The sequence below is a fragment of the Methylobacterium sp. WL7 genome (assembly GCF_008040085.1).
In the GTDB taxonomy this organism is placed as follows: domain Bacteria; phylum Pseudomonadota; class Alphaproteobacteria; order Rhizobiales; family Beijerinckiaceae; genus Methylobacterium; species Methylobacterium mesophilicum.
Map to the genome: position 1 here is coordinate 19,836 of NZ_VRVG01000044.1, position 18,083 is coordinate 37,918.

Consider the following 18,083-nt stretch of genomic DNA (forward strand, 5'->3'; position numbering starts at 1 on the left):
GATACCGGTCTCCCACCGCGCAGGCGGCGGGGGACCCGGATCTCCGCCATCCCGTCCGCCAGGACGGCGAACCGCCCGGCCACCGCCGGGCGGTTTTTTCATGCCCGCCGGACAATGCCCGCCCGGACCATGTCCCCCGGACCCGGGCGGATATTCAGATCCTGCGAAACCTTTCCGCCCGAAGCCCCGTAGGCGCCGACGCAATCCCGGCGCTCGCTTGATCCCGGGATACGTCAGGGAAGGAAATACCAGGATGCTCAACGTTATCGGAAGCCGGCGCGCGGCCCGGGCGGTCGCCCTCGCTCTGACCCTCGGCCTCGGTGCCACCGGCGCGGCCTACGCCAAGAACCCGATGGTCGGCGGCGCGCCGATGTATGCCAGCAAGACGATCGTCGAGAACGCGGTCAACTCCAAGGACCACACCACCCTGGTCGCCGCCGTGAAGGCCGCGGGCCTCGTCGAGACGCTGAGCGGCCCCGGCCCGTTCACGGTGTTCGCGCCCACCAACGCCGCCTTCGCCAAGCTGCCGCCGGGCACCGTCGAGAGCCTGGTGCAGCCGCAGAACAAGCCGACGCTGACCAAGATCCTGACCTACCACGTGGTCCCGGGCGTCTACACCGCCCAGGACCTGGTGGCGCTCGTCAAGAAGGGCGGCGGCCAGGGCCAGCTCACCACGGTCGAGGGCGAGCCGCTCGCCGTGGCGGTGCAGGGCAAGAAGGTCCTGATCACCGACGTGAAGGGCAACACCGCCACGGTGACGATCCCGAACGTCATGCAGTCGAACGGCGTGATCCACGTGATCAACGCCGTGCTGACGCCCTGATCCGGATTTCGTGATCCGACCCACCCGCGGCGCCGCTCCGGCGCTGCGGGTTCCTCTCTGCGGCTACTCGGCGATCAGCTTGCCGGTATAGACCACCGGTCCCGTGGGCTGGCCGCTCGGCGAGCCGCCCGGAGGCTCCACGGAGACCGCCAGCACCCCGTCCGGCGCGGCGCCCTGCGGCAGGGTCACCCGGGTCGCACCGCCCCCGACGAGGCCGAGCGGCTTCGGGCCCTCGGCGCCGACATACCACAGCTCCAGGCTCCGGCCCGCGGGCGCCTCGGCCCCGACCGGCCGGACCTGGGCGGTGCCGGTGCGGGTGTCGACGCGCACGATCAGCGCCGGGAGCGCGCCGCCGCCCTGGACCACCGCGAGGTAGCGGCCGCCCTCCGGCTCCGGCCGCAGGCCCACCGCCACGAACAGCGCCAGCCCGGCCGCCAGCAGCCCGGCCCCCGCGGTGGCGATGCGCCAGCGCCGGACCTGCCGCCGCAGATGGGCGAGGGGATCGCGCAGACGGGGATCGCGGGTGACGGGATCCTGAGTGACGGGATCGCCGGCCCGCGCAGCGGTCGATCCGCCGGGCCCAACCGGGAGCGCGCGCAGCAGCGCCGCCCGCACCCGCGGCGACGGCATCACCGGCGGGATGGCGCCGAGCAGGGGCGATAACCGCCGCTCCCAGGCCTGCACCCGGGCTGCCGCGGCGGTATCGGTGGCGAGCGCGAGCGCCATCGCGGCCCGCTCCTCGCGGTCGAGGGTGCCGAGCACGTACTCGGCCGCGCGCAGGTCCGGGTCCGAGCTGGGATCCGCGGTCAGGTCGCCAGGCCCGCCGGTCACGTGACCGCCTCCAGGCAGGTCTTCAGCGATGCGAGCGCCCGGTGCAGCCAGGTCTTGATCGTGTTGACCGGCCGGTCGTAGCGCTCGGCCAGCTCGTCCCGGGAGCGGCCCTCGCAATAGGCCAGCACCACGCAATCCCGGTGCGCCGGCTCCAGCCGGCCGAGGCAGGCCCCAAGCGCGTCCCGGTCCAGGAACGCCGCGGCGTCGTCGTGCGGGTCCATCAACCGCGCCACCCAATCCTCGCCGTCATCCCGCACCGGTCCCTGAACCTCGGCCGATCCCTTCCGGCGCAGGCCGTCGATCGCCCGGTTCCGGGCGATCGTGCACAGCCATGCGAACGGGCGTCCGGCCTCGGGGTCGTAGCTCCCGGCGGCCTGCCAGATCCGCAGATACGCGTCTTGCAGGACGTCCTCGGCAAGGGACCGATCGCGCTGGATACGCAGGATCACGCCGAAGAGTTTCGGGCTGGTCAGGTCGTAGAGTTCGGCCAGGGCGGCCGCCTCGCCGCGCCCGATCTCGAACAGCAATCGGCGCAGCCGCGCATCGTCGGCGCCGTGAAGGCCCGGCGGCACCCGGTCCTGAGGCGCCCCCGCGGCAAAGATCGGTCCGGCCAAGATCCGTTCCAGCGTCCGCGCGCCGTTCCCCTGCCGGTCGCGCTCCCGTAAGATAGTTCTAAGCGCCCCCGCGCGTCCTGTCACATCGCCGGCTCCGCGCGGGACCCGCGACGGGTTCGCCGGCTCAGCGATCCGCGCGCGGCGCCGCGCCACGGGTGTCGCAGGCCGTGCCGACAGCCTATCTTAGTCTGATTTCGCGCGTCCGGCGGCGCCGGAGCAGAGCGAACGAGTCGAAGGAATCTCATGGCGACGCAGGGCGAGTGGAAGATCCCCGCGCAGGCCCAGCCCAGGCCTGCGGATTACGGCTACGATCTCGATCGGGCGCTCTCGTCGGTGCTCGCCCTGTCGGCGCGGGTGCCGGAGAGCGCGTTCACGGCCGAGACCCTCGGCACCGAGCGCGCCGGCAACGGCGTGGTGATCCGGGAAGACGGGCTGGTGCTCACGGTCGGCTACCTCGTCACGGAGGCCGAGAGCGTCTGGCTCACCACCCGGGAGGGCCGCTCGGTCCAGGGTCACGTGCTCGGCTTCGATGCCGCAACCGGCTTCGGCCTGGTCCAGGCGCTGGGCGATCTCGGGGTCCCGGCCCTGCCGCTCGGCCAGTCGGCCGGCCTGAAGACCGGCGACCGGGCCGTGGTGGCGGGGGCGGGGGGGCGCCAGCGCTGCGTCGCCGTCGAGGTCGTGGCCCGGCAGGAATTCGCCGGGTACTGGGAGTATGTCCTCGACGAGGCGCTGTTCACCGCCCCGGCCCACCCCCATTGGGGCGGCACCGCGCTGATCGGCGCGCAGGGCGAGCTGCTCGGCATCGGCTCCCTGCAATTGCAGCAGGGCGGCAGCAGCAATGCCCGCCCGATCAACATGGTGGTGCCGATCGACCTGCTGCCGCCGATCCTCGACGACCTGGCCACGCGCGGGCGCGCCAACCGGCCGCCGCGGCCCTGGCTCGGCCTCTACGCCACCGAGAGCGAGGAGGGCATCGTGGTCATGGGGCTCGCCGACGGCGGCCCGGCCGAGTCCGGCGGCCTGCGCAGCGGCGACGTGATCGAGGCGGTGGCCGGCGAGCCGATCCCGGACCTCGCCGCCCTGTTCCGCAGCATCTGGGCGCTGGGCGAGGCCGGCGTCCGGGTTCCCCTCACCGTGCGCCGGGACGGGCGCGGCGTGAAGCTCGCCCTGGTCTCGGCCGACCGGGAGCGGTTCCTGCGCACGCCCTCGCTGCACTGAAGGCCCGGTGCGGGAAACCGTCTCCGCCGGGGCTGCGTTTCCCGGGCGCGGAGCCTGCACCGGATACAACCACAGGCTCAGCATCGGTTCAGGCGGCGCGGCCGAGTCTCCCCCGACCGGCACCGATCCGCCGGACGTTTCGAGGAGATCTGTCATGGCGATTCTGAGCGCACCGCGCGCGAAGGCACTCGTTGTGGCCGCCGCGATCGCCGGCGGCCTCGGGCTCGCGGGCTCCGCCCAGGCGGCGGGGGGCTGCGGCCCGGGCTTCCATCCGAATCCCTGGGGCCTCTGCCGCCCGAACTGGGGCCCCCGCCCCTATTACGGGCGCCGGCCGGTCTATTACGGCGGCTACGTTCGGCCGCGGCCGTTCTACCGGCCCTATGATCGCCCCTACGGCTTCTACGGCCCGCGCCCGTTCTACTGAGCGCCGCCTCCGTTTTGCGCTGCGAAGGGCGTCCCGCCGGCCGGCGGGGCGCCCTTCGCGCGTTCGGGGCGGGTCCCCGCATGCGCACAAAGAATGACCAGCCGGGAAGGTTGCCGGTTTCTTAATCCGCGCATGCGGCCCACGCAGACCAGATCCTTGGCCTTTCGACTCCTGCTGCGCCGCGGGAGGTTTATATGTGCGTTGCACCAACAAGAGGCAGCGATGCGCAACGGCGCGCCACTCACTGCCCGAACAGAGGTCAATACACTCCATGTCCGCCGCTCGTAGCGTCCTGGGTCGCGTCCGCGCCTATCTCCGGTACCGCGACACCGTCTCCCAGCTGTCCCGCCTCTCGGATCGCGACCTTGCCGATCTCGGCATCAACCGCAGCGAGATCCACGGCATCGCCCGCGTCTGATCTCCCGGCACCATCGCGATTCGACTCAAAGGACCGCCGCCCGTTGATCCGGGCGACGGTCCTTCGCTATTCTGGGCCATGACACAGACCCTACACATCGTCGGCGGCGGCCTGGCGGGATCCGAGGCGGCCTGGCAGGTGGCCGAGGCCGGCCATCGCGCCGTGATCCACGAGATGCGGCCGGTCCGCGGCACCGAGGCCCACCAGACCGACGGCCTGGCCGAGCTGGTCTGCTCGAACTCGTTCCGGTCCGACGACCCGGAGAGCAACGCCGTCGGCCTGCTCCACCAGGAGATGCGCTCCTTGAGCTCGCTGATCATGCGGGCGGCCGACGCCAACCAGGTGCCGGCGGGGGGCGCCCTGGCGGTGGATCGCGAGGGCTTCTCCGCCACGGTGACCCGGGCCCTGGAGGAGCATCCCAACGTCACGATCGTGCGCGGCGAGGTCGAGGGCCTGCCGCCGGAGGAGTGGGGGCCCTGCATCGTCGCCACCGGCCCGCTGACCGCCCCGGCGCTCGCCGAGGGCATCCGGGCGCTCACCGGCGCCGAATCGCTCGCCTTCTTCGACGCCATCGCGCCGATCGTCCACCGCGACTCGATCGACATGGACGTGGCGTGGTTCCAGTCCCGCTACGACAAGCCCGGTCCCGGCGGCACCGGGGCCGACTATCTCAACTGCCCGATGGACCGGGCGCAGTACGACGCCTTCGTGGCCGCCCTGGTGGCGGGGGACAAGATCGGGTTCAAGCAGTGGGAGGGGACGCCGTATTTCGACGGCTGCCTGCCGATCGAGGTGATGGCCGAGCGCGGCCCCGAGACCCTGCGGCACGGCCCGATGAAGCCGGTGGGGCTCACCAACCCGCGCGACCCGCAGGTCAAGGCCTGCGCGATCGTGCAGCTGCGCCAGGACAACGCGCTGGGCACCCTCTACAATATGGTCGGCTTCCAGACGAAGCTGACCTATGCCGAGCAGGTCCGGGTCTTCCGCACGATTCCCGGCCTGGAGCGGGCCGAGTTCGCGCGGCTGGGCGGCCTGCACCGCAACACCTATCTCGACAGCCCGCGCCTGCTGGACGCCACCCTCCGGCTGAAGGCCCGGCCGGCCCTGCGCTTCGCCGGCCAGATCACCGGCTGCGAGGGCTATGTCGAGAGCGCCGCGGTCGGGCTGATGGCGGGGCGCTTCGCGGTGGCCGAGGCCGCCGGCCGGCCGCTCAGCCCCCTGCCCCAGACCACGGCGCTCGGCGCCCTCATCGCCCACATCACCGGCGGCCATGTCGGGGCCGACGGCGAGGCCAACGCGCCGCGCTCGTTCCAGCCGATGAACGTCAATTTCGGCCTGTTCCCGCCCCTGGCCCAGGCCCCCCGCAACGAGACCGGCCGCCGCCTGCGCGGCCCGGAGAAGGCCGTGCTGAAGCGGCGGGCGCTCACCGACCGCGCCCGGGCCGACCTCGCCGCCTGGATGGCGGGTGGGCCGGTGGCGGATTGGAAACAGGCGGCGGCCGAGTAGCGCGGCACGTCATGGTTTCGAAAGGTCCGGGACCTTTCGCGGGTGCAGGGCAGAGCCCTGCTGTCGGGCTCCGCCCCGACACCCCGCCAAAGGGCTCGCCCTTTGGAAACCCCATAGGCGCGCATGGCGCTTGCACGGCCCGGGCGTTCAGCCCCGGGGACCGCATGACCGAGATCGACACCGATACTTTCCTGGCCGACCTCTACGCCCTGCGCGCGATCGGCCGGTTCCGCACCGGCGTCCACCGGCCGACCTTCTCGCCCCAGGACATGGACTCCCGCCGCTGGCTGATGGACCGGCTCGAGGCCTGCGGGCTGGAGGCGTCGATCGACGGGATCGGCAACGTGCTCGGGCGCCATCGCGGGCCCGGACCCCACCTCCTGGTCGGCAGCCACATCGAAACCCAGAACGAGGCCGGCTGGCTCGACGGGGCGCTGGGGGTGGTCGCCGGGTTGGCCCTGGCCCGGGCCGGGCTGCCCGTCGACGTCGTCGCCTTCGCGGACGAGGAGGGGCACTTCTCCGGCGGCTTCCTGGGCAGCCGCTCGGCGATCGGCGACCTCGCCGAGGCCGAGATCGACGCCGCCTACAACCGCACCGACGGCACGCCGCTCCGCGCGGCCCTCGAAGCCGCCGGGCTCGCCGGATTGCCGCGGCTGCGGATCGACCCGGCCCGCTACCGGGGCTTCCTGGAATTGCATATCGAGCAGGGGACGCAACTCGAATCCGCCGGCCTGCATCTCGGCGTGGTCAGCGGCATCGTGGCGATCTGGCAATTCCGGATCGTGTTCGACGGCAACCAGGACCATGCCGGCGGCACCACCATGGCCGAGCGCCGGGATGCGGGGCTCTCGGCGGTGCGCCTGCTCGCGGCGATCGACCGGGAATTCCCAAACGTCTGCGGCCCGCGCAGCACCTGGACCACGGGGCGGATCACCCTGGATCCCGGCGGCTACAGCATCATCCCGGGCCGAGCCGAGGTGGCGTTCCAGTTCCGCGACGTATCGATGCCGGTGCTGGAGCGGATGGAAGCCTGCCTCGAGGCACTGGTGCGCGAATCCAACCGGCGCGAGCGCTGCCCCGCCACGCTCACGGTCCTGTCCAAGGCTGTTCCCGCCCCCTGCGACCCGGGCCTGATGCGGGCCCTCTCCGAGGCTGCCGAGCAGGTCTGTCCCGGCCAATGGCAGGTGATGCCCTCGGGCGCCGGCCACGACGCCCAGAACATCGCCCGGATCCTCCCGGCCGCCATGCTGTTCGTCCCGTCGATCGGCGGCATCAGCCATCATTGGGCGGAGGATACCAGCGACGCCGACCTGGCCTTCGGCGTGCGGGCGCTCGGCGCGGCGGCGGCGCGGGTGCTGGCGGGGTGAGGGCCGGTAGAGCGCCGCGCCTCTGAGCGCCGAAGCAACGCCCCGCGCACCCAACCGTTGATCCGCATCGATGCCGGAGGGCGGCCATGCGGATTCGCAAGGAAGCGACGTATGACGGGGTGTGGACCGTGTTCGTCGGCGACGGGCTCTGCTTCAGCGACCTGAGCGAACCGGCCGCCGACGCGCTGGCGGCGGCGTTCGCGCGGTTCGCCGACGCGGAAGCGTGAGCCTCAGGCGCCCGGGATCAGCGACTGGATCGGGATCAGGTCCGGGCGGTATTCCTGCATCCCGCCGGCGATCCGCTCTTCCACCGCGTCAAGGAATCGCTCGGGATCGGTGATCGAGCATTGGCGCAGGTCCCAGAAGGCGTAGCGCCACCAGCGCACCGCCAGGTAGCGCTCGATCAGCGCGTCGGGGAACCGCATCTTCACCACCCGGGCCGGGCTGCCGGCCACGATCGCGTAGGGCGGCACGTCCTTGGTCACCACCGCCATGGCGCCGATGATCGCCCCGTCGCCGATGGTGATGTCGGGCATCAGGAAGGCGCCGTGGCCGATATAGACGTCGTTGCCGATGCGCACGCGCTTGGGCCACAGATACGGGCCGCAGATCTCGTAATCCTCGGCGCGCGGATCGTGGTGGTCGAACACCGCCGAATGGTGCGTGTAGAACAGCGGCGAGGTCGAGCCGCAATGCACCGGGTGGCTGCCGCGCCCGACCTGGACGCTCTCGCCGATCGAGCAGTAGCGGGCGATGTCGGCGCCGAAATAATAGCCGCTCACCGCGTACGAGAACGCCCCCATGGTGAGGCAGTAATCGATCCCCATCCACTTGATGCTGCACGGCGGCTCGAAGGTGCAATCCTCCGGCAGGCCGAACGGAGCCGGATGCAGCACCGAGATGCCGCGCCGCAGCATCTCCTGCTTCATGTCCTCGTTGACGGAGATCATGCGGCGTCCTCGTCGAGTGGGTTCTGCGCCCCGGCCGGATTCAGGTCCAGGACGTAGTAGTCGCGCATCAGGTCGTCGTACGCGGCCGCCTGGATCGGCACCGCGAGTTCCCCGGCGGGGGAGATGTCGATCGCCAGCAGCCGGTCGTTGAAGGCGGCCGGGTCGTTGGCCAGGGCGTAGGGCAGGACATGGCCGTTCGGGTAGGCGCGCAGGCGGTCGCCCTGGGCGCCGAGGTCGAAGGCCGCCACCGGCAGGCCGGTCCGCAGCCCGAGCGTCAGGGCGTACGAGTAGGTCTCGGGCCAGATCGCCGGGAGCAGGATCAGGTCGGCCGCAACCCGCCCGACGAGATCCAGCGCCTCGGCGTCGCCGGCATAGCGGCCGGTCTGGGTCACCCCGGCCCGCTCCAGGCCGCCCGTGAGCGCGGGATCGGTGTAGCCCACGATCGCGAAGCGCAGCGGCAGCTTGCGGTCCTGCGCGTCGGTCGCCAGCGCCTGGAGGACCAGGCCGCCCTTGGTGGCGCTGATCGCGCCGAGCACCGCGACCCGGCGCACGCGGCCTGGCCGGCGCAGGGCGGTGGAGCGCACGCTCCGGTCGTGCTCGACGTGCGGCCGCACCGTGATCGCCAGCTCCGGATACACCGCCCCGATCCGCCCCGCCGTGTCGGCCGACGGCGCGAACACCCGCGCCGTGCCGGCCAGGAACCGTCCGAACGCGGCCCGCCGCTCCTCCGGGTCCGGCTCCTCGTAGCCGTCGGCGTCCGAGGCCAGGCAGTCCCGGCACACCGGCACCGGCGCCAAGCCGCAATAGCGCCCGTCCGGCATCACCAGGTGGTTGCGGTGGCAGACCGGCGAGAAGTCGTGCAGCGTCCAGGCATAGGGCCGCCCCGAGTTGGACACGAGGTCCATCAGGGCGCGCGCCGCATTCCAGCGCAGGCCCGCCAGCGAGTGCACGTGGATCAAGGGCGGCGCCAGCTGCTCCACGAAGGCGGCGACCGCTTCGGCGTCGCGGGGCAGGTACAGGCTGTCCAGGCTCGGCAGGTACACGAACTCCCGGCTGCGGTACGAGACGTTGACCTGGATGTTGCGGGCCCGGTCGACCGAGAGCAGCACCACGGCGGTGCCCTCGGCTTTGAGCCGGGCGATCATGTCGTCGATGTGCCGCTGGATGCCCCCGCCCCAGCTGTGGGTCACGAACAGCACCGCCCGGCCGCGGAAGTGCCGGGCGAGCCGGTACAGGTCGAGCCGCGCCCGGCCGCGCCGGCCCGGATCGGCCTGGACGAACTGGCCGACCAAAGCCGGATAGTCCGGATGCTTGGCGAGCAAGGCCGCCTGGCCTTGGTCGTACTCGCCGCCCGGGTCGAGCCCGAACGAGATCTGCCCGGCATGGTAGACGTACACGTCCTCGGCCAGCAGGTTGGAGAACCCGGCCTTGCGGGCGCGCATGCACCAGTCGTTCTCCTCGCCGTAGCCCTTGCCGAAGGCGACCTCATCGAGGGTGCCGACGGCATCGAGCGCGGCGGCGGTCATGTATAGGCAGAAGCCGACCCCGGTGGGCACCTCCACGGCCCGGCCGCGGTTGATCCTGGCCGCCGCCTGGTCGAGGTCGGGCCGGGGGATCTCCAGCGCCATGGCGTTGTTGGCGTTGAACTTCGGGTAGCTGCAGATCGTGGCGTTGCTGGACAGCGGCGTGACGCTACCCACGGGGGGGCGGCCCTCGGCCTCGGCGGTCTCGGCGTGGGCGGCGAGCCGGTCGAGCCAGTCGCCGAACACCTCGGCATCGGAGTTGAGCAGGACCACGGCGCGGCCCTGGCGCAGGGACAGGCCGCGGTTGACCGAGCGCACGAAGCCGAGGTTGTCTGGGTTCTCGACGAGGTGGAACAGGCCGCGGCCGGCGAGGTCCTTCAGGTCTGCAGTCAGCTGCGGGTCGGGGGACCGGTCGTTGACCGCGAGCAGGGTGAACGGGGTTTTTTGCGGAGCCGAGAGGCAGGCGTGGATGGCGCGCAGGGTCTCGCCGCGGCCCTTGTAGACCGGCATGATCACGACGACCCGGGCCTGGGCGAGGGTGAGGGCCCGGGGCAGGCCGTCCCAATCCCGCGGCTCGGGGGCCTCCATGGCCGGCCAACTGCCGAGATCCTCGGGGCAACCCATCAGCCCGGCGGCCCGGCCGGTGCGGACGTAGTGCAGGACCGGCGACTCGCCCGGCGCGAACAGGTGGCCGTAGGTCTCCGCGTAGAACGCGATCGAGAAGCTCTTGCTCGGGTCGCGGCCCTCGTGCTGGCCGTAGGCGACGAAATGGGCGAGTGGGCCGCCCGCCGCGCCGGCGACGTCGGGATTGCGCTTGGCGTAGTACGCCGCGTCGAAGAAGGGCTCGATCAGCCGGGCCTGCTCGGCCAGGGCGTCCGCCCCGGAGGGCGGCGGGCCGTAGCGTGGATCGAACGCCCCCGACGAGACATCGACGCCGTGCAGCAGCGCGGTGGCGAGGTGGTGGACGAGGGGCGCGATCCCGGTCTCCCGAACCCAGGGATGCGCGTCGCCATAGGCCTGCCCGTTGAAGTCGGCGCGCGGGTTGCGGCCTGCCCGCCAGCCGGCGTCGCAATAATCGCGGACCGCGTCGGCGTCCTCCGCCAGGCCGTAGCGCTGCCGGTAGAAGGCATGGTCGAAATGGAGCGCCGCCAGCCCGGCCTGCAGATCCAGGGACGCCGCCCGGTCCAGGGGCTCCCGGCCGACCGCGCCGAGCCAGAGCGTGTCCTCCACGGGCGGACGCGCCGGGCGCAGGCCGCAGACCCGCAGCAGCGCATCGAGCGTCGAGCGGCCCGGGCCGGGATCGCGCAGCTCCCGCCAGCCGCCTGTGGCGAAGTGGAGGTAGGGGCCGGCCTCCCCGACATCCGCGTAGGTCGTCCGGTACCAGGCCTCGTCCACGGCCGGGACGTTCAACCGGTCCGTCCCCGCGAACGGCTTTTTCCCCGCGAGCCGCGTCTCGGCCACGTACCGGAAGAACGGGTCGCCGATCACCGCCCGGCTGCCGGCCCGCGCCTGCACGAAGCCGGCCGGGTCGAAATCCTGGCGCGGGCTGCGCAGCGCACGCCAGCCGCCGGCTACATAAGTGCGGAGCCATTCGGTGTCGGAGGCCCCCTCCGCTCCGTCCAGCCCTTGGCGGTAAAAGGCGGCGTCGAAATAGGGCGCGAGCGTCTCGGCCTGCAGCCCGAAAAGATCCTCCGGCTCGGGCCGGGCCGGGCCGCCGTGCAGGACGTAGTGCACCAGCGGGTTCTGGGTCGCGTAGGAGATGTTTCGGGTCAGGCAGTAGGCCAGGGTGTCGAAATGCGGCGACGGCTCGCGGCCTTCGCGCCAGCCGGAGATCATGTAGTGGGCCGCCGGGTCGACGCCGGCCGCCTGCAGGTCGGGGTTGTTGGCGAGGTAGAACGCGCCGTCCACGAGGCGGCGGGCCAGGCGCTCGGCCTGCCTGGTGTCGGGCCTGGGCAGGGCGCCACCTTTAGCGCGCTGGGCCGTCACCCAGTGCAGGAACGGGTTGATGCCGGCCCTGGCCAGATACGGTCGCGCGGCGAGGTAGTCGGCGGTGCAGAAATCCGGTCGCGGATCCCGGCCCGCGCGCCAGCCGAGCACGAGGTAGTCCCGGACCGGATCGACCGTGATGCCGTACCAGCTCGCGTAGAAGCCGGTATCGACATGGGGCTCCAGCGCCGCGACCAGGCGCGCCTCGGGGGGGTCGCCGGCACCCGCGCCAGCCCAGCGGGCCTGCAGCGCGGTGGGCCGGCCCAGCGGGTCGCTGATCCGGCGCCAGCCGAGGCGCAGGGCGCGCGCGGAATCCGTGACGCCGCGCGCGACCGGCCGGCCGAGGCGGCGCTTGAACCGCCCGAGGGTCGGGGGCAAACCGAGGCGCATCTCAGGGCTCTGCGGGGGAACGTGCGCCGCGCGCCGTCACGAGGCGCGGCATCCGTCGGCCGCCTTCGGGGTCGACGCGGTCGAGGCGCTGGTCTCGGATCGGCTCATGGTCGGCAGCGTCGGGGGCGTGCGTGGCGCGGAGGCGGGCGTCGCATTCTTCGCCCGTCGAACTAACGGAACCGGCCGAGTCCGTAAACCATGGGCCGGTCCGTGCTCGGCCTGCGCGGCTGCGCGACCCGGCCTGGCCGCTTGTCGGGGACCGGGCCTCGCGATATCGAAACGCCGACCCATCGGGACCGGATCGACGCCATGCGCCGCCTCGCCGGCTTTCCCTTCCGGCATCCCCGCTCGACCGATGCCGACCCGCAACGCCGCGGTGGAGCGGGCGTGAGCCGCCGGAGCCCGGCCCGTGCCTGATCCCGGACTGGGCCGCCTCGCGCTCGGCATCACCCTGTTCCGGCCGAGCCGGGACCAGGTGGACCGGGTGCTGGCGCACGCCGCGTCCGGATTCGCCCGGGTGATCGCCTTCGACGATGGCGGCCTGGCGGATGCGGAGGCGGAGCGCCTCGTCCGGGCCGGCGTGAGCCTGCTGTCGGCGGGGCGCAATGTCGGCATCGCCGAGGCGCTCAACCGGATCGCGGCGGCGGCCCGGGCGGCGGGGGCGAACACCCTGCTGCTGCTCGACCAGGATGCCGCGCCGCCCGCCGGGCTGGCCGCGGCGCTGCTGGCCGCCCGCGACCGGCTCCGGGAGGCCGGGATCCCGGCGGCCGTCGTGGGGCCGGCCCCCGCGCCGGCCGCCGGCCACAAGGCGCCGGCCTACCCGGCCCGCCCTGGTGCACCGGCCTGCGGCGACCTCGCGCCGGCCTGCGGCGTCATCTCTCAAGCCTGCGGCGGCCTCCCCCCAGCCTGCGGCGTCATCTCTCAAGCCTGCGGCGCCCTCGCCCCGGTGCAGTTCCTGGCGACCTCGGGCTCGCTGATCGACCTCGATGCCCTCGCCCGGGTCGGGCCGTTCCGCGCCGACTTCTTCATCGACGGCGTCGAGCTGGAATGGTGCTTTCGCGCCTGGAGTCTCGGTTACGGCTGCTACCTCGCCCGGGACGTCGCGATCCCGCACCGGGTCGGGGGCGGGGTGATCCGCGGCTTCGGGATCGCGATGCCGCGCCAGCCCCTGTTCCGGATGGCGACCTACCTGCGCAACGCGGTCTATGCCTGGCGCCTGCCGCACGTGCCCCTGCGCTGGAAGCTCGCCCAGGCCGCCTACCTGCCGCTCCAGGCCGGGCTGTACTGGGCGGATTCGGGCTGGCGGCCCGCCGTCCTGCTGCGGTTGCTCGGAGCCGCCCGCGACGGCGCCCTCGGGCGTCTCGGGCCCCCGCGGGATCGCCCATGACCGACCGCGCCGTCCTCGACGTGGTGATCGTCAACTGGAACGGCGGCGCCCTGCTCCGGGCCTGCCTGGCGAGCCTCGCGGCCGTGCAGGAGGCCGCCGCCGTGCAGGTCATCGTGGTGGACAACGCCTCGCAGGACGGTTCGGCGGACGACCTGCCCGCCCTGCCCCGCCCGGTCCGGCTGATACGCAACGCTGAAAACCTGGGCTTCGGCCGGGCCTGCGACCAGGGCGCCGCCGCCGGGGACGCCCCGGCGATCCTGTTCCTCAACCCGGACACGCAGGTCGCCCCCGACGCCCCCAGAGTGGCCCTGGACGCCCTGACGGCCGACCCGCGCACCGGGATCGTCGGCGCCCGGCTGGTCGACCCGGACGGGCGGACCGCGCGCTCCTGCGCCCGGGCGCCCACGGGTCGCGGCCTCCTCGGCCGCGCCCTGGCGCTCGACCGGCTGGGCCTCGTGCGGCCGCATTTTCTGGTCGAATGGGACCATGCCGAGGACCGCGCCGTCGGGCAGGTGATGGGCGCGTTCCTGATGATCCGCCGGGACCTGTTCGCGGCGCTCGGCGGCTTCGACCCGCGCTTCTTCGTCTACTGGGAGGATGCCGACCTGTGCACCCGCGCCCGGGCCGCCGGCTTCGCGGTGCGGCACGTGGCCGGGGCGGTCGCCCACCATGTCGGCCAGGGCACGACCCGGCAGGTGCGGGCCCGGCGCCTGTTCTACTTCCTGCGCAGCCAGATCCTGTATGCGCACAAGCATCACGGCCGGCTTGCGGCCCTCGCCCTCACGCTGGCGAGCTTTTGCGCGCAGGTGCCGCTGCGGCTCGCCCTGGCACTGGCCCGCCGCTCGCCGGAGGAAGCCGCCGAGGTGCTGCGCGCGGCCGGACTTTTGGCCGCCGCCCTGCCCGGCCTCGCGCCGAAGCTGTTGCGGGGCCCCTGATCAGCGGCCGATATGGGCCACCGAGGCGATCTCCACCAGCGCCTCGGGCTTCACGAGGCCGCACTGGATGCAGTAGCGCGCCGGCTTCTCGCCGGGAAAGTAGGCCGCGTAGACCGCGTTGATCGCCGCGTAATCGGCCCAGTCCTTCAGGAAGACGTGGTTGAAGGTCACGTCGTCCATCGTGCCCCCCGCGGCCTCGACCACCCCCTTGATCGTCTCCAGCACGTGCCGGGCCTGGGCGCCGGCGTCGCCGACATGGACCACGTTGGCCTCGGCATCGAGCGGCAGCGTGCCCGAGACGTACAGCACCCCGTCGGCCAGGGTGCCGGGCACGTAGGGGGCGAGCGGCTTGCCCGACCCCGGCGGAATGACGACCTGCTTCGGCATTTTTTTGGGACTTTCGCGGTGCGGGTTTGGGGACGGCGGGCGGTCTATTCGGCGGCGGCGCGGGTCTGCGCGCGCAGCGCCGCCTCGAACGCGGCAACGTCCGAGACCCAGCCGAAGAAGGTCTCGATGTTGGCGAGCGCCCCCTCGTGCAGGCTCCGCGGGCCTGCCTGGTGGGTGGCATCGGCGAGCACAATTCCAAAATACTCCCGGTGGTAGCCGTCCCGCAGGGTCGACTCGACGCAGACATTGGTGGCGATGCCGGTGAAGACCAGCGTGTTCACCCCCCGGGCCCGCAGCATGCTGTCGAGCGGCGTGTTGTAGAAGCCGCTGTAGCGCGGCTTGCCCAGCACGATGTCGCCGGGCTCCGGCTTCAGGGCGTCGACCAGGGCGTAGTCCCACGAGCCCTTGGCCAGGAGCTGGGCGTTCATCTCGGGCCGCCGCCGCATGGTCTTGAGGGCGTTGGACTTGTGCCAGTTCGGCGAGCCCGGGCCGCCGGCCTCGACATAGTCCGGGTCCCAGCCGTTCTGGAACCACAGGACCCGGATGCCCGCTGCCCGGGCCGCCGCCACGGCCCGGACGATCTGCGCGATCACCGGGCCGGTGCCCGACACGTCGAAGCCCGCCAGATCGAGATAGCCGCCCGGGCTCGCGTAGGCGTTCTGCACGTCCACGACGATCAGCGCCGTCGCGGCCGGGTCGAAGGCGATCGGCTCCGGGCGGGCCGGTAGGATGACGCCGCCGTGGCGGCCCTGGGCGTCGTGGAATCCGGCGGGCCTATCCATCACGCGACCTCGGCTAGCGGCGCCGGCACCACGTGCCGGCGGGATTGCATCAGCGGCTGGATCCGGGTCCCGAACGCGTCGAGGCCCTTCAGGAAGTCGTCGAACACCAGCAGCACGCCCTCGACGCCGTCGATCGTCATGATCGCGTCCAGCATCGCGGCCACCTGGGCGTAGCTGCCCACCAGGGTGCCCATGTTGAGGTTCACCGCGGAGGTCGGGTCGGCGAGCTGGCGGACGTTGGTGTCGCTGCCGGACTTGGTGTCGGCCGCGCCCTGGAGGCCGAGCCAGGCGATCGCCTCGGTATCGGCGCCGGCCTTGTAATGCGCCCAGGTCGCCATCGCGGCGGCGTCGGTCTCGTCGGCGATGATCATGAACAGCGCGTAGGCGGTCACGCGCCGCCCGGTCCTGGCGCTGGCCTCGGCCAGCCGCTCGACCACGGGGGCGAACGCGGTGGGCGTGTTGAGGCCTTTCCCCAGGCAGAAATTGTAGTCGGCGTAGCGGGCCGTGAAATCCAGGCCGGCCCCGCTCTGCCCGGCGCAGATGATCTTCATCGGCGCCTGCGGTCGGGGGCTCAAGCGGCAATCGTTCATCTGGAAATACGTGCCCTTGAGGTCGCTGGCGCCCGTCTCCCACAGGTCGCGCAGAACCTGAGCATACTCTGCCAAGTAGTCGTAACGCTTCGAGAAATACGCCTCGCCGGGCCACAGGCCCATCTGGTCGTATTCCGGCTTCTGCCAGCCGGTGACGAGGTTCAGGCCGAAGCGGCCGTCCGAGATCGAATCGATGGTCGCGGCCATGCGGGCGGTGATCGCCGGCGGCATGCACAGGGTCGCCGCGGTGGCGAACAGCTTGATCCGGGTGGTGACCGCGGCCAGCCCCGCCATCAGGGTGAACGATTCGAGGTTGTGGTCCCAGAACTCGGTCCTGCCGCCGAAGCCGCGCAGCTTGATCATCGACAGGGCGAAGTCGAGCCCGTGCGCCTCCGCCTTGAGGGTGATCTCCTTGTTGAGCGCGAAGCTCGGCCGGTATTGCGGGGCGTTCTCCGACAGCAGCCAGCCGTTGTTGCCGATCGGGATGAACACCCCGACGCTCATCGGGGCGACGTCCCCGGCCGGAATGGGCTCGGGAAGGGTTTCCGCGTCCGCCTGGCTCTGCACCATGGCCCTCTGCTCCGCGCGACCGCGCCATGTGGGCGCGAGTCGGTCTGCGGACGCTCGCAAAACCTGGGCACAGAAGCAAACCCGCACACCGGCCCGGGGCCGGAAATGCCTCTCTTTCCAGCGACTTGCACAACCGGCGCGCGATGCCTGCACATCCTGCGCGCGCGGTGCTTGCCGACCGCCTTCGTCCGTCTAGATGATCAGTCGGCTCAGGTGTCTCGTGGGAGGCGCCCGATCGGAGTGACCGTCGATGCGCGCGTGGCTCACCCTCCTGCTGGTCTTCGGCCTCGCGGGGCCGGCCCTGGCCGATGACGGCGCCCGGACGGAGGCGCGGGCGGTGATCACCCGGCAGGTCGAGGCGCTCGGGCGCGACGACGCGCCGACCGCCTACGCCCAGGCGGCCCCGGCGATCCGGGAGATGTTCCCGAACGCCGACCTGTTCATCGGCATGGTGCGCACCCAGTACCGCCCGGTCTACCGCCACCGCAGCTTCGTGTTCGGCGAGGGCCGGGACACCGGGGAGGCGGGGGTGGTGCAGTCGGTGGCGATCCAGGACGAGTACGGCGTCGACTGGACCGCCGAATACAGCCTCGCCCGGGACGCGGACGGGGCTTGGCGCATCACCGGCTGCCGCCTGATCAAGGCGCCGGGCACGAGCGCCTGAACGGGCGCCCGCGCGCCCGGCCTTACGCGGCGGCGAGGACCTTGGTCTTCCGGATCCGGCCGTCGAGCGCGACGTGGATTTCGTGGCTCACGCCATCCTTCGCGCCCCGCAGCTCGAAATGCTTGGGCTTGCGTGCGGGCGCGCCGGCCACCGTGTAGCCCGCCGCTTCCGCGGCCCGGATCGCCAGGGCGGGATCGGCCGGCGGATGGTCGTGCGTCTCCCTCTCGGGCCAGTCGATCGTGCGGGTCGAGCCGTCCGCCAGGGTGAGGCGGGTGACCTTGATCTCGGAGGGCTTCCGCGTGCCCTGCAGCGAGACCCGATCGCCCACCGCCAGGGCGATCCCCGCGGCTCCCTTCGGTCCGAGATCCGCCAGGATCCGCCCCCCGGCCCCGTCGAGGGCGAAGCGGTGTCCGAACACCGCCCAGACGGTGCCGGCGGCGTGGTGTGAATCGGTTTTTGTATCGGTCATGTCGGTGATCCTGTCGTGGGTGCCGGCGGGCGGCGGGGTCGTTTCCGAGCCCCGCCGTCGTGGCAAAGAACTATCGGGCGTCGGCGGGCCGCAGCGTCGCGAGCTTGTCGAGGAGCTGCAGGGTGATGTCGGCGCAGGCCTTCATCGAGTCCTCGTCGGCGCATTTCACGTCGATCCGGGCATCGCCGCGCTCGAGCCGGAAATGCGCGCCCTTCGGCGGGGGCGGCGGGGGCGCTCCGTCCGGACCGG

Annotated in this window: 18 protein-coding genes; 10 read left to right on the plus strand and 8 right to left on the minus strand. The window is 72.4% G+C overall.

The features are described from left to right. The first annotated feature begins 253 nt into the window (after positions 1-253). Positions 254-823, plus strand: coding sequence for a fasciclin domain-containing protein (locus FV233_RS13515; protein WP_147897762.1), 570 nt, complete (start codon positions 254-256; stop codon positions 821-823). A gap of 63 nt (positions 824-886) precedes the next feature. On the opposite strand, the gene FV233_RS13520 is transcribed toward FV233_RS13515, so the two are convergent. Next, entirely contained in the window at positions 887-1,654 is a 768-nt protein-coding gene (locus tag FV233_RS13520) for an anti-sigma factor (RefSeq protein ID WP_147897763.1), read from the minus strand. After that, positions 1,651-2,190 carry a sigma-70 family RNA polymerase sigma factor gene (locus FV233_RS13525; protein ID WP_147857605.1) on the minus strand — a complete coding sequence of 180 codons (540 nt, stop codon included), beginning with the start codon at positions 2,188-2,190 and terminating at the stop codon, positions 1,651-1,653. Before FV233_RS13525 ends, FV233_RS13520 begins: the two co-directional genes overlap by 4 nt. Before the next feature lie 321 nt (positions 2,191-2,511). On the opposite strand from FV233_RS13525, the gene FV233_RS13530 reads away from it, so the two are divergent. The 6 genes from FV233_RS13530 to FV233_RS30320 all read left to right on the plus strand — a co-directional run bounded on the left by FV233_RS13530 (position 2,512) and on the right by FV233_RS30320 (position 7,428). After that, positions 2,512-3,486, plus strand: a complete 975-nt coding sequence (locus tag FV233_RS13530; protein WP_147897764.1) for a S1C family serine protease — start codon at positions 2,512-2,514, stop codon at positions 3,484-3,486. Positions 3,487-3,640: 154 nt separating this feature from the next. Next, positions 3,641-3,910, plus strand: a complete 270-nt coding sequence (locus FV233_RS13535) for a hypothetical protein (RefSeq protein WP_147857368.1) — start codon at positions 3,641-3,643, stop codon at positions 3,908-3,910. Positions 3,911-4,181: 271 nt separating this feature from the next. Continuing rightward, on the plus strand, positions 4,182-4,328 hold the full coding sequence (locus FV233_RS13540) for a DUF1127 domain-containing protein (protein WP_147857367.1): 147 nt from the start codon (positions 4,182-4,184) through the stop codon (positions 4,326-4,328). A gap of 78 nt (positions 4,329-4,406) precedes the next feature. Continuing rightward, entirely contained in the window at positions 4,407-5,834 is a 1,428-nt protein-coding gene (gene trmFO / locus FV233_RS13545) for a methylenetetrahydrofolate--tRNA-(uracil(54)-C(5))-methyltransferase (FADH(2)-oxidizing) TrmFO (RefSeq protein WP_147897765.1), read from the plus strand. Between the two features lie 164 nt (positions 5,835-5,998). Continuing rightward, positions 5,999-7,201: a Zn-dependent hydrolase gene (locus tag FV233_RS13550; RefSeq protein ID WP_147897766.1), complete on the plus strand. Its 1,203-nt coding sequence runs from the start codon at positions 5,999-6,001 to the stop codon at positions 7,199-7,201. Positions 7,202-7,287: 86 nt separating this feature from the next. After that, a complete protein-coding gene (locus tag FV233_RS30320) occupies positions 7,288-7,428 on the plus strand; it encodes a hypothetical protein (RefSeq protein WP_187278105.1) in 141 nt (46 codons plus the stop codon). 3 nt (positions 7,429-7,431) lie between these two features. Here FV233_RS30320 and FV233_RS31620 read toward each other — a convergent pair whose 3' ends face one another. Together FV233_RS31620 and FV233_RS13560 are read right to left on the minus strand one after the other, a co-directional pair. Beyond that, complete coding sequence (locus FV233_RS31620) at positions 7,432-8,151, minus strand: CatB-related O-acetyltransferase (RefSeq protein WP_147897767.1); 720 nt, start codon at positions 8,149-8,151, stop codon at positions 7,432-7,434. Next, positions 8,148-12,050, minus strand: coding sequence for a glycosyltransferase (locus FV233_RS13560; protein ID WP_147897768.1), 3,903 nt, complete (start codon positions 12,048-12,050; stop codon positions 8,148-8,150). The genes FV233_RS31620 and FV233_RS13560 overlap by 4 nt, the downstream gene beginning before the upstream one ends. Positions 12,051-12,459: 409 nt before the next feature. On the opposite strand from FV233_RS13560, the gene FV233_RS13565 reads away from it, so the two are divergent. Together FV233_RS13565 and FV233_RS13570 are read left to right on the plus strand one after the other, a co-directional pair. Continuing rightward, positions 12,460-13,437, plus strand: coding sequence for a glycosyltransferase family 2 protein (locus FV233_RS13565; RefSeq protein ID WP_147897769.1), 978 nt, complete (start codon positions 12,460-12,462; stop codon positions 13,435-13,437). After that, the gene (locus FV233_RS13570) at positions 13,434-14,372 is read left to right on the plus strand and encodes a glycosyltransferase family 2 protein (RefSeq protein ID WP_147897770.1); all 939 of its coding nucleotides are present in this window, start codon (positions 13,434-13,436) and stop codon (positions 14,370-14,372) included. Before FV233_RS13565 ends, FV233_RS13570 begins: the two co-directional genes overlap by 4 nt. On the opposite strand, the gene rutC is transcribed toward FV233_RS13570, so the two are convergent. Genes rutC through rutA form a run of 3 tightly spaced genes read right to left on the minus strand, consistent with a single transcriptional unit; the run spans position 14,373 to position 16,635 of the window. Beyond that, positions 14,373-14,759, minus strand: coding sequence for a pyrimidine utilization protein C (gene rutC, locus FV233_RS13575; RefSeq protein ID WP_147856688.1), 387 nt, complete (start codon positions 14,757-14,759; stop codon positions 14,373-14,375). Positions 14,760-14,803: 44 nt separating this feature from the next. Next, on the minus strand, positions 14,804-15,541 hold the full coding sequence (rutB, locus tag FV233_RS13580) for a pyrimidine utilization protein B (RefSeq protein WP_147856687.1): 738 nt from the start codon (positions 15,539-15,541) through the stop codon (positions 14,804-14,806). Next, the gene (gene rutA, locus FV233_RS13585) at positions 15,541-16,635 is read right to left on the minus strand and encodes a pyrimidine utilization protein A (RefSeq protein ID WP_147856689.1); all 1,095 of its coding nucleotides are present in this window, start codon (positions 16,633-16,635) and stop codon (positions 15,541-15,543) included. The genes rutB and rutA overlap by 1 nt, the downstream gene beginning before the upstream one ends. A 316-nt stretch (positions 16,636-16,951) precedes the next feature. On the opposite strand from rutA, the gene FV233_RS13590 reads away from it, so the two are divergent. Next, the gene (locus tag FV233_RS13590; protein WP_147856686.1) at positions 16,952-17,365 is read left to right on the plus strand and encodes a DUF4864 domain-containing protein; all 414 of its coding nucleotides are present in this window, start codon (positions 16,952-16,954) and stop codon (positions 17,363-17,365) included. Between the two features lie 22 nt (positions 17,366-17,387). Here the strand turns inward: FV233_RS13590 and FV233_RS13595 are convergent, their stop codons facing one another. Continuing rightward, complete coding sequence (locus FV233_RS13595; RefSeq protein ID WP_147897771.1) at positions 17,388-17,834, minus strand: hypothetical protein; 447 nt, start codon at positions 17,832-17,834, stop codon at positions 17,388-17,390. Positions 17,835-18,083 lie beyond the last annotated feature (249 nt).